This is a genomic window from Thermoanaerobacterium thermosulfurigenes (assembly GCF_051201035.1).
In the GTDB taxonomy this organism is placed as follows: domain Bacteria; phylum Bacillota; class Thermoanaerobacteria; order Thermoanaerobacterales; family Thermoanaerobacteraceae; genus Thermoanaerobacterium; species Thermoanaerobacterium thermosulfurigenes.
In genome coordinates this window covers 1-11,357 of sequence record NZ_JBPODR010000041.1, presented here as the reverse complement: position 1 = coordinate 11,357, position 11,357 = coordinate 1, and the positions used below count along the sequence as shown (strand labels likewise).

10 protein-coding genes are annotated in these 11,357 nt (G+C 33.8%); all 10 read right to left on the bottom strand.

What is annotated here, in order from left to right; all coding sequences use genetic code 11:
- Positions 1-282 precede the first annotated feature (282 nt).
- The gene (locus tag HNR52_RS11360) at positions 283-1,410 is read right to left on the bottom strand and encodes a carbohydrate kinase family protein (RefSeq protein WP_435620620.1); all 1,128 of its coding nucleotides are present in this window, start codon (positions 1,408-1,410) and stop codon (positions 283-285) included.
- Between the two features lie 304 nt (positions 1,411-1,714).
- Positions 1,715-3,409, bottom strand: a complete 1,695-nt coding sequence (locus tag HNR52_RS11355) for a ribulokinase (RefSeq protein ID WP_435620619.1) — start codon at positions 3,407-3,409, stop codon at positions 1,715-1,717.
- Between the two features lie 77 nt (positions 3,410-3,486).
- The gene (locus HNR52_RS11350) at positions 3,487-4,335 is read right to left on the bottom strand and encodes a class II fructose-bisphosphate aldolase (protein ID WP_435620618.1); all 849 of its coding nucleotides are present in this window, start codon (positions 4,333-4,335) and stop codon (positions 3,487-3,489) included.
- 22 nt (positions 4,336-4,357) lie between these two features.
- Positions 4,358-4,903, bottom strand: coding sequence for a D-lyxose/D-mannose family sugar isomerase (locus HNR52_RS11345; protein ID WP_435620617.1), 546 nt, complete (start codon positions 4,901-4,903; stop codon positions 4,358-4,360).
- 83 nt (positions 4,904-4,986) lie between these two features.
- On the bottom strand, positions 4,987-6,477 hold the full coding sequence (locus tag HNR52_RS11340) for an alpha-N-arabinofuranosidase (RefSeq protein ID WP_435620616.1): 1,491 nt from the start codon (positions 6,475-6,477) through the stop codon (positions 4,987-4,989).
- Positions 6,478-6,897: 420 nt separating this feature from the next.
- The gene (locus tag HNR52_RS11335; protein ID WP_435620615.1) at positions 6,898-8,292 is read right to left on the bottom strand and encodes a glycoside hydrolase family 1 protein; all 1,395 of its coding nucleotides are present in this window, start codon (positions 8,290-8,292) and stop codon (positions 6,898-6,900) included.
- Positions 8,276-8,785, bottom strand: coding sequence for a hypothetical protein (locus tag HNR52_RS11330; RefSeq protein ID WP_435620614.1), 510 nt, complete (start codon positions 8,783-8,785; stop codon positions 8,276-8,278). The genes HNR52_RS11335 and HNR52_RS11330 overlap by 17 nt, the downstream gene beginning before the upstream one ends.
- Positions 8,786-8,864: 79 nt before the next feature.
- On the bottom strand, positions 8,865-10,190 hold the full coding sequence (gene celB, locus HNR52_RS11325; protein ID WP_013787348.1) for a PTS cellobiose transporter subunit IIC: 1,326 nt from the start codon (positions 10,188-10,190) through the stop codon (positions 8,865-8,867).
- 58 nt (positions 10,191-10,248) lie between these two features.
- Positions 10,249-10,557: a PTS sugar transporter subunit IIB gene (locus HNR52_RS11320; RefSeq protein WP_013787347.1), complete on the bottom strand. Its 309-nt coding sequence runs from the start codon at positions 10,555-10,557 to the stop codon at positions 10,249-10,251.
- Between the two features lie 169 nt (positions 10,558-10,726).
- Positions 10,727-11,257, bottom strand: a complete 531-nt coding sequence (locus HNR52_RS11315) for a glycine/betaine/sarcosine/D-proline family reductase selenoprotein B (RefSeq protein ID WP_013787346.1) — start codon at positions 11,255-11,257, stop codon at positions 10,727-10,729.
- Positions 11,258-11,357: the final 100 nt, after the last annotated feature.

Here is an 11,357-nt window from a genome sequence, read left to right as displayed (position 1 = left end):
TGGTAGGTTTATTAAGTGTTGCCTTTTTTAGAACTTTTGAGGCCTTTATTTTTCAAGGTTCCAAAAAATACTACTTGACATTTCACCGCTTGTCTTATTTGTATTTATTATTTGTAAATTTTGTAAATCCTAAACCCCGGGTATATTAGGATCTACTATATATTATCCATGTAGGATATCAATTTTTGATAACTTAAATATCCTACGTGAATATACAAATTTGAAAATTTGATTTAGATAAATGCTTCTAATTATTATTTGCTTAAATTTTTACTAATAGTTTTATATGTTTATTAGCTTTGAAGATAAATTCGTAGGTAACTTATTCCATCCTTTTGATATACGTTCAAGTATAGCATCAAGCGATTTTACTCCACTCGTTGCATCAATTGATTCAACACTGTATGCACCAACAGCTGTAGCAATAGTAACAGCATCTTCAGGTTCATTTCCATTTAATAATCCCGCAAGAAAGCCTGCTATAGTTGCATCACCAGCCCCAGTAGTCCCTAAAACTTCGGTCGAAAAACACGGAGTATATATACTTTTATTAGCCCATTTATCTATATTAATTAAATTCTTTAAGTTTGAATCATTTAATAATTTTTTATTTGTAGTTGCTAAATATAAACCGTATTCCCCAAGCTTCAAAACAACAATATTAACTCCCATATCTAATAATTTATTTGAAACATATTTAAGATAATCAAAACTTATTACATCACTCATACCAAAATTATTTAATCTATTATAAGTCGTTTTATCAAGCATAAAAACAATTTCCTCAAAACTTGGCAAAAACACATCTACAAACGGCAAAACATTCTTTAGCCAACACTCCCAATCTATCAAACCAGATTCGGAAGTAACATCTGGAAATGACATATCTAGCGACGTTATAATACCCATAGCCCTTATTTTTTCTAATATTTTTTTTAAAACATTTCCGCTATTTAAATAAATATTTTTCATTAAAGGCGGATAACCAAAATGAAATATTTTACTATTTTTAATTTCATCAAATGGCACATCATCATAAGAAAACGAATCGTTTGTACCATGAAAATGTATAAACATTCTGTCCTTTTTCGGTGGGCTTAATACTATTGTATATGAAGTCGATTCATCTTTCACAACTTTTAAATACTTTGTAATTCTTTTATCGATTTTATTTAATAAATTTATAATTATCTCACCAAAATAATCTTCGCCTATTTTCCCTATTAATTTTGTGCCTATTCCTAATTTTATTAGATCTATTCCCGTATTAAAAACACCACCAATCGATAACAAAATATTACCCGCATCAATCATAGAACCAGGTGTAAATTTTTCTATGCAATTATTTTTTAGTGTAGGTATAATATCTAATCCTATATGCCCCACTACAGTAATCTCTTCATCTATCATTGTTGCATCCCCCTAAATCGTTATCATTAATCTAAGTGAAAATAACATAGACAATAAAATTAAAATCATAATATATTTATATTGATACATTTATCAATTGACATATATAATATATATTATTATCCACATTACATTAGTAACTAATTAAAAGCTCAATAAAAATATTATTCCTGATTTTTAAATAATATAAATACTTTTAAGTTTTTAGTTATTAGTACAATAAAATACATTTTACTATTTATACGTATATTATTCTACAAAAAATTCAAAAATCCTTCTTTTTTAAATTATTATCATGTTCATTTTATATACACGTTGTTTTAGGTTCTCTAACATCTGAAACCACCTCTTTTATGTTTTTAAGCCTCTTCATCACATCATTTGCTCCTCTTCCAAAGTAATCATGAAGCAGTTTGTACTCCTGAAATAGTTTCTCATAAATTTCAACATTTTCAGGAATAGGCTTGAACGTTTCATCTTTTAACTTTGGTATTACTTTAGCTGCTTCAAATATGCTGTCAAAACCTCCATTTTCCCTTCCTGCCGCAACTGCACCAAACATCGCTGCACCTAACGCAGGTGTCTGGTTGGACTTGGAAACTTTAATCTCTAAATTTGTCACATCAGCGTATATCTGCATAAGCATCGGATTTTTTTCAGGAAGTCCACCACAGGCGTAAAGCTCATCTATCTTTATGCCATACTCATTAAATGTGTCTATTATCATACGTGTACCGTATGCTGTTGACTCAATCAAAGCTCTGTATATCTCTTCAGGTTTTGTCCTAAGAGTCAATCCTAAAATCAAACCAGTAAGATCCGCATCAACCAAAACAGATCTATTTCCATTAAGCCAATCCAGTGCCAGAAGTCCACTTTCTCCTGGTTTTAACTTTGAAGCTTTTTCTGTCAAAAGCTGATGCACAGATACGCCTCTTTCTTGAGCTTCTTTTTTGTAATCATCTGGAACGCAATTATCTACAAACCATGCAAATATATCCCCTACCGCCGATTGCCCGGCTTCATATCCGTAAAATCCTGGTACTATGCCGTCTTCCACTACTCCGCACATACCCGGTACTTCGACTTCTTTGTCACCTAAGACTACATGGCATATAGATGTACCCATTATCATGACCATTTTCCCCGGAGATGTTACACCTACTGCCGGCAACGAAACATGTGCATCGACATTGCCTACAGCAACAGCAATGCCGGGTTTCAAACCAATCATCTCGGCCATTTCTTCAGTTAATTCACCTGCTTTTGTACCTAAAGGATATATATCTCTTGATAGCTTTTCATCTACTACATTTTCAAGCCTTTCATCTAATGACTTAAAAAATTCCTTTGAAGGATACCCCTTTCTCTTATGCCAAATAGCTTTATAACCTGCAGTACAGCTATTTCTTCTCTCATTGCCAGTAAGCTTCAATATCACCCAATCAGTCGCTTCTATGAATTTATCTGCCTCTTCATAGATATCTGGAGCCTCATTTAAAATCTGCCATATCTTCGGTATCAGCCATTCGGAGGAAATCTTTCCACCATACCTTGCTAAGAAATCCTCGCCTCTTTCGGATGCGATTTTATTTAGCATATTTGCTTCAGGCTGTGCTGCATGATGCTTCCACAGTTTGACATACGCATGTGGATTTGATTTATATTCTGGTAAATCGCACAACGGCGTACCATCTTTTTTTATGGGAAGCATCGTACATGCCGTAAAGTCTATACCAATGCCCACTACATCATCTTTATTTATTCCAGATTGGTTTATCACATCTGGAATTATCTTTTTTAGAACTTCAATATAATCATCAGGATGCTCTAATGCCCAATCCTGCGGCAATACTGTCCCATCTGGAAGCTTCTCATCCATCACACCGTGTGGATAGTTCATAGTCGAAGAAGCTACTTCCTCTGCTGTCTCAAGATTTAAAAGCAACGCCCTTGCGGATTCTGTACCATAATCAATACCTATTGAAAATTTTGCCATAATGTAACACTCCTCAAACAATATAATACAAGTAATATTCAAACTTCAAATATTCAAAATATAATTAATAACTAATATTATGCCATTCCATAACTTCCAAATAATAAAATCCGATTTTTTACTCTTTCTTTTATTACTTTATAAGAGGCATCAAGTATTTCCGGATATCCAACTATATTATCGTTATCATTTAATAATACCCTTATTGCATGTTTTGCAAACAATGATAATTCAGTAAAATAATTTATTTTACAAATTCCATTTTTAATACAATTTTTAAAGTCATCATCCGTAAGTCCTGAACCTCCATGTAAAACTAAAGGAATATCCACAACATTATTAATCTTTTTCAATAAATTTATATCTAAACTGGGCTTGCTTTTATATATTCCATGGGCAGAACCAAATGCAATTGCCATAAAGTCTATTCCGGTTTCTTTAGCGAATTTCGAAGCATCTTCAGGTGTTGTAAATAATTTCGATGTTTGGAGCATATCGTACTCTATTCCCTCACCAACATGCCCTATTTCACCTTCAACAGAATAACCCAACGAATGAGCAATATCTGCTACTTGTTTTGTCATCTTAACATTTTGTTCGTATGGTAACGAAGAACCATCATACATAAACGAAGTAAAACCAAACTTTATTGCTTTTATAAAATTATTAAAATCTTTACAGTGATCAAGGTGAAGTACCACAGGAATTTCAACTCTTTTTGCTATAGTAGCAACTTCTTTTGCTATTAATTCAAAATCAGAATGCTTAAAATGTATTTCTGCAAGCTCTAGAATTATCGGTGATTGTAGCTCAACAGCTGCATCTACTGAAGCTCTTATCATAACGTCATTTACTACATTAAACGCACCAACAGCATATTTTTTCTTTTTTGCATCAATAAGAATATTTTTACCACTTACTAACATTTAATCATCCCTTTGCAATAATTTATTCTCCAATTTCGGGTATGCGCTTTATTCTTTTATCTGTAAATATATCCGATAAATCATCACTATGAGACGAAAATTCTGATATTATTGCTCCTTCTTCATCTGCTTGAAACCAATGTAATGTATCGGGTTCAATTGTATACTGTTCCCCTGGTTTTAATATAATTTCATGAAATACTGTAAAACAGTCCTTATATTTATCAGGAATTTTACAATGTAAATTATTCGATTTAACACCTTCAACATATAAATAGACCTTTCCATACCTACAGCGAAACGTTTCTTGTTTGCCTAATTTACTATTAATACTCGGATGTTTATGTTCAGGACAAATTTGATTAGGAAATAATACCATTTCTTTTGCGCAATATCTATCATCATTTATATACACCACTAACTGAAGACCAATATTGTTAATATCATTTAATCCGAAGTCAGCCACTTCAATTTCTCTTTTTTCTTTTTCAGTAAGAACAATATTCGCTTTTTTAAAATAATCATAAGTTCTTTTACATATTTCCATATACTTACTTTTACTTATCATCCTAATACCTCCATATCATTAAAAATTAATTGAAAATTGTTACAACTAAAATAATCCTAACTTTTTAAAACATACTTAAAATTTTATATTTTGTGTTCTACTTCTACCCCTACAATCGCCATCTTAGGCATTGTCATGACTATCCTATTTTCAACAATTTTAATTTCGTCAAATTCTTTTGGTACAACTTTATTAGGATTGTCAAAAGTATTATGTGCATTCATTTCATCAGCAGTTAAAATTATACCTGTTGCTTTACTTACTTTTTCTCCTCTAAATTCACATTCCACTGTTACCGATTTTTCAGGATTTAGATTGCACAGAGAAATATGAATTTTCCCGCTATCATCAGAAGAAACAGTTGCTGTTACTTGAGGTATGCTTTCTTTCAAATCTATATTATATTCAGGCGTATCGATATTAAAATCTAATAATTCTGCATCTTGATGAACTTTATACATGTCAAATACATGATATGTTGGTGTAAGTACCATTTTGGGTCCATCTGTAAGAATTACTGCTTGTAAAACATTTATAGTCTGTGCTATATTAGCCATCTTTACTCTATCGCAATGTTTATTAAATATGTTAAAGTGAATGCCTGCAACCAAAGCATCTCTCATTGTATTTTGTTGATACAAGAACCCCGGATTTGTGCCTGGTTCTACATCATACCATGTACCCCATTCATCTACAACTAATGCAACTCTTTTTTCAGAATCATATTTATCTATAATAGTGGAATGTTTTGTTATTAATTCATCCATGTACAAAGCTTTCTTCATAGTCATAAACCATTCTTCTTCATCAAAATCTGTAGCTGAGCCTTTTCTTTCCCATGTGCCTGGTACTGTATAGTAATGCAAACTTATGCCATCCATGTGCTTTCCAGCTTCTCTCATCAACACTTCTGTCCAATTATAATCGTTTGTATTAGGTCCACAAGCAATTTTAAATATCCTATTGCTACCAAAATTCCTGACATATGTTGAATATCTTCTATATACATCAGCATAATATTCTGGGCGCATATTACCGCCGCAGCCCCAACTTTCATTTCCAACACCAAAGTATTTAAGCTTCCACGGTTCTTTTCTTCCATTTGAGGCTCTCAAATTTGCCATTGGCGATTCTCCATCAAATGTCATGTACTCTATCCATTCTCTCATCTCTTGAACTGTGCCACTTCCAACATTGCCGCAAATATATGGCTCTGCATTCAATAGACCACATAGTTCAAAGAATTCATGCGTACCAAAGTGATTGTTTTCGATTACACCACCCCAATGCACATTAATCATCTTGGGCCTTGATTCATAAGGTCCTATACCATCTTTCCAATGATATTCATCTGCAAAACATCCACCTGGCCATCTCAACACAGGTACTTTGATCTTCTTTAATGCTTCAACGACGTCTTTTCTAATCCCATCTATATTGGGTATTTCTGAGTCACTTCCAACCCAAAAACCACCATAAATACATCTTCCTAAATGTTCTGCAAAATGACCGTAGATGTTTTTGCTGATTTTACCCTTTTTACTATCTGCATTGATAACGATTTTTGCTAACATACATATACTCCTTTTACAAAAGGTTTTCTTCATCGTCTACAAGCATTATTAGTTATATATACATTTGATATCTTTATTTTTATTTATACGTACATCTTATATTAATATATATTCTACATGTTTTTTAAAATTCCTCCTTGTCTTTTAAAATTTTTTTAAAAAATTTTTATGCTAACATCTTTCCTTAGATTATCAATCATTTTAAGGCAATTCCTCTTACGTGCTTATAAATTATATATGATTTCATTATTGTACGTACATCTTATTATAATATATTCGACGTCATTTCTAAAATTCCTTCTTTGATTTAAAAAATTTTTTATGACTACTTCAAACTCTCTCTTAATAAGCTGTAATCACACATAAAAAAACACCCTCACATTTGTGAAGGCTGTATAATATGCAAACTATTATAATATTTCATTCGCTAAATCCATTGTATTTCGCTAATTCTTTATACCAATATCCACTTTTTTTGATGGTTCTATTTTGTGTGGTTATATCGACTGATACGAGTCCATAGCGGTTTTTGTAGGCGTTTAGGAATGACCAGTTGTCCATGAAAGACCACAGGTGATAGCCTTTTACATTGCATCCTTCTTCAATCGCCTTATGAAGCCATTTTAAATGACCTTTGATGAAATCTATTCTGTAATCATCTTGGATTACACCGTCTTTTATGAAACGCTCTTCTCCTTCTACACCCATGCCGTTTTCTGAAATATACGATTCAATGTTTCCATAATTGTCCCTTACATTTATCAGGATATCGTATATTCCTTTTTCGTATATCTCCCATCCTCTGTACGGATTCATCCTTCTTCCCGGCATTACATACTCGTCAAAAAACCAGTCGGGTGTAAATACACCATAAGGATTTGGCATGTTTTCTTTTGCTTTTACTCTTCTTGGTTGATAGTAATTTACTCCAAGGTAGTCAACTGTATTATTTTTTATAAGTTCAAGATCTTCCTCAGTATACACTGGCAAGTGATTGTAGCTTTTTAAAAGCTCTACAAGTTTATCTGGATATTCTCCTTTTACACATGGATCTAAAAAGCTTCTATTAAAGAGAAGATCAGCTATTTCTGCCGCTTTTAAATCTGCAGGATGGTTGCTCCGAGGATATGATGGAGTAAGATTCAGTACAATACCTATTTTACCATCTTTAATCTCTAACTTTTTAAACTCGCTTATTGCCATTGCACTTGCCAGCACAGTATTGAAACACACCTGTATAGCTTTCTTAAAATCCACAATGTCTGGATAATGAAAATTATAAAGGTATCCTCCTTCTGCTGGAACTATCGGTTCATTGAAAGTAATCCATCTTTTCACTCTATCTCCAAAAAGCTCAAAGCATGTCTTGGCATAATTCTTGTAATTCTCCAAAACTTGACGGCTTTCAAATCCTCCAATGTGCTGCATCTCTATCGGCATATCAAAGTGGAACAAAGTAGCTATGGGCATAATGTCATTTTCTAAAAGTTCGTTTATTACATTATTGTAGAAATCTACTGCCTTTTTGTTTACTTCACCTACTCCACCAGGAATCAATCTTGACCACGATATAGAGAATCTAAATGAATTGTGTCCTATTTCTTTCATCAATTTTATGTCTTCTTTATATCTGTGGTAAAAATCAGACGTCACTTCGGGTCCTACACCGTTAAAAAAGCGATTCGGCACTTGCTTGTACCAGTAATCCCATACATTCATTCCTTTTCCGTCTTCACTCGCAGCACCTTCTATCTGTGTTGCAGATGTGGCAGAACCCCACCAAAAACCTTCTGGAAATTTATACTCTTTTGCCATTTTTCTTTCCTCCTCTTGCTTTGTTAGTCACATAGTTTGTAATAAGTTTTTCCCCACCTAATGATATTAGAAAATAACCTATGGAAAATACTATCACTAAGGGGCCAAAGAATTCTTCCAATACAATACATATTGCCAGTGCATGCGTCGCATAAACTATCAAATCGTAATAGTTCAATTCTTTTTGTTTCTTTATAAGTGCCACAACATAAAAGACAAGTGATAGCACAAGCGACGACGCTATCAAACCAATGTATAGAAATATTAGTGAAGATGCAATATTTTTTATTGATAGTTTTAAATAGCTATTTAAAAATACTGAAAAATTGCCTGTAAATAGTGATATTATAAGTTTTATAAGCGTTAAATAGATAACACCAAAAATCGTCAAGATAAGGTCAAATCTGAGAAGTTTTATTATAGATTCGCCTTTTAATCTTTTGTAATTTTGAGGCATAAAAAGGCTTATTTTTAGTTCTTCCAAAACACCCATAAATTTTATCTCCTTACACCTTTTAAAATGTTTAAAGCAATTAGACGATTACGACTGTAACCGCCTAATTGCAATTATATCAGCCTTTTTGGCTTTCAACAGCCATTGCTTGCTCTTGTTCAAGGTACTGTCTATCTACGACTCTTAAGAATGGCAAGTATATGAAGAATGAAATCACTAATTCGATTATTTGCCATATAGCACCGCTAAAACCTGACACCAAAAGTCCTCCAATGATAGGTGGTGTCGTCCATGGTATTACAACACCTGTTGGGTGCCCAACAAGACCTATTGACATGACGATGTAAGTCAAAGTAGCTAAGATCATCGGCGTCAATATGAATGGTATTACCATTATTGGGTTTAAAACAATTGGAAGTCCGAATATTACAGGTTCATTGATATTGAATAAACCAGGAACTATAGCAAGTTTTCCAACTGTTTTTACCTGTCTTGATTTTGAGAAGAAAAGCATAGCAAGTACAAGTCCTAATGTGCTTCCTGAGCCACCTACCAGCATGTACATATCGTGGAACTGCTGTGTTATGATGTGTGGAACTGGATGACCAGCTTGGAATGCCTGTAAGTTCTCTGCTGCAAGTGCCAACCATATTGGTCCCATGACAGATCCGACTACGTTTGCGCCATGTATACCAAACGACCAGAAAAGTCCTTCGAAGAAGTTAGCAATCAGCGTAGCAGGCAGTGTATCGCCAAGTCTTGTCAAAGGTATCTGCAACACTGTGTAAATAAATTGATGTATTGTACCGTAAGATGTCATAGCAAACAGCATTCTTATAACATCGATGATGATAGCAACTATAGCCGCAGGAATCAACGCAGAGAAAGCCTTTTCAACTGCAGGTGGAACACCTTTTGGCATCTTAATTACCCAGCCTCTTTTTATAACAAATCTTACGATTTCAACTGACAGTATTGCCGTTAAAATGCCTACAAACAGACCTTTTGAGCCCATCCAGTCAACTGGTATGCCGCCGCTTACTTGAATTGCTTTTTTAGCTCCTTCAGGTGTATAATTAACTATAAACGGTGTAAATATCAAAAATGCAACGAGTGCAGTTGCAGCCGTGTTTAAACCATCAATCTTGTAATGCCCTGCGAGGCTGTATGCAATGCCAAATACTACAAATATACTCATTATTGACATTGTAGCCTCAAAGGGCCTCATAAAGAATGTATTCCAGTTTGGTCCGAAAGCCTTTGCCATAAAATCAGAATATCCAGGTATCGGCAAAAACGCCAGCAACAAGAAAACAGCACCTATTGTAATGAGTGGAACAGCAAGCATAAAGCCATCACGAATTGATGTCAAGTACCTATTTTCAGAGATTTTGCCCGCTATAGGCATCAATTTTTCCTCAAGCGAATCTGTAAACTTACTCATTTTATAACACTCCTTATCTTAAATTTGGATTTTTGTTTTTAAAACTTATAAATGAGAACTATTTATTAGCCATGCTTAAAGCTTGGTCTAACACTTTTTCCCCATCCATCATGCCGTAGACGACTGGATTTATCACATCTACAGGCACACCTTTTTCACTGCATATTTTCTTTGCTTTTGGCAGGATGAATTTTACCTGCGGACCTAAAAGAACCACATCTGCTTCTTCAACGTATTTTTCCATCTGTGCCTCAGGATATGCATCGACAGCCACCTCTATGCCTCTTGCTTTTGCTGCTTCTTCAATTCTTCCAATCAACATGCTTGTGGATGAACCCGAAGAGCAAAATAGAATAATTTTAAGCATTAACGTTTTCCCTCCTTTCAAAAAGCTTTGTTTGTAAAAGCAATTTTGCATTTTATCTTCAAGGATTTCCCTACTAAATATCAAGACAAGAACTATTAAAACATCTTAAAAAGAGGGAAATCCCTTGAAAGCAAAAGTATTCAATCCAAAAACATCGGTATCACCTCTTTTAATCCTGCGGAAAATATCCTTCCTCTTCAGGAGATCCTATAGGCTGTCCTTGAGCCAACTTTACTGCAAACTTTGATATCTTTCTTAATGAATCGTTTAGTCCTATACCGCCTCTATTTGGAGTTTCTATGATGTATATCTTTTTTCTAAACAATTCTGTACCTGTGTTGTCTTTTGACATGGCCGCAAATGCAGGAATATTTAATTTCTCTATGACGGCTTCTGCCAAATATCCACAGCAATCACCGTATCTTTTGTAATTTAATGCAGGACCACATATGACAACATCTGGATTAAACGCCTTTATCATGCTTAATAATTTTTCAATAGCTTCATCCTTATTTTCAAGAAAATAGTTATCACCACATATTACGGTGCCAATTATGTCACCGCCGTTTCTCATCATGGTGTTTTTCAAAAGCATCCCCAATCCTATAGCACCAAACTGAGATTGAGGTTCCATATTCATTTTTTCATCTGTTCCGTATCCTGCTTGAACTTGATTTAAAAATTGTACCGCTTTAATCATTTTATCCTCCTAGTATAATATATTTGTAACAAAGTTACATGATTTATATCAAATCGGGAGTTAATACACCGAACAATAATTTAACATGACCTTTCTATGT